This is a genomic window from Solihabitans fulvus (assembly GCF_008386585.1).
GTDB lineage: Bacteria > Actinomycetota > Actinomycetes > Mycobacteriales > Pseudonocardiaceae > Solihabitans > Solihabitans fulvus.
In genome coordinates this window covers 1-581 of record NZ_VUOB01000322.1, presented here as the reverse complement: position 1 = coordinate 581, position 581 = coordinate 1, and the positions used below count along the sequence as shown (strand labels likewise).

Genomic DNA, 581 nt, shown 5'->3' with positions numbered 1-581 from the left:
AACTGTCACCGACCCCATGATAGGATCTGTCACAAGTTACAGGTCTTAAGACAGAGCTAGTGAGTATGAGGCGGTCTGATCCCTCTCGCCACGGAGAGGCGCCAGGGGTCTCCCCTACACAAACGAACCAAGCTACAAGCAAGTACACCCAAGTTGGTTCTCCTCAACAACCACACCCAAACTCGATCACTTACTCTCTAAAACACTCGAGTCACTCTGCAAGCTAGGAAGGACGCCGGTATGAAGGCTTCTTTCAAGAGATCTACCCTTAGACTTAGTAGTTAAGTCGAGGGAGAATTCTATTCAGACACATATTGAATGTGTCAACAGTGTCCCTGTTATCAACATTCACCGGAAGTTCATTTCACCCGTTGCGAATCTTCACCAACATGAAGTTCTCGAGGAGAGTAGTGGAGAACCGAGGAGGAACAACCTTCCATCCATGGTTGCGGGTAGGGTTGTTGCAGAGAACAAAGTAGGCCGTACTATCCACCAAGCTTATTCCCCTAAGGATCTTTAAAGTCTCAATCAGCTGCCCCCTGAGACGCCGCTGCTCGAGAGTAAAAAGTCCGAGGTCCTCC

The 581-nt window shown here is 49.1% G+C and carries 1 protein-coding gene; it reads right to left on the bottom strand.

From position 1 onward, the window contains the following. Nucleotides 1-364: 364 nt before the first annotated feature. On the bottom strand, nt 365-581 hold a 217-nt coding region (locus F0L68_RS44265; RefSeq protein ID WP_223199649.1), incomplete at its 5' end, for a hypothetical protein.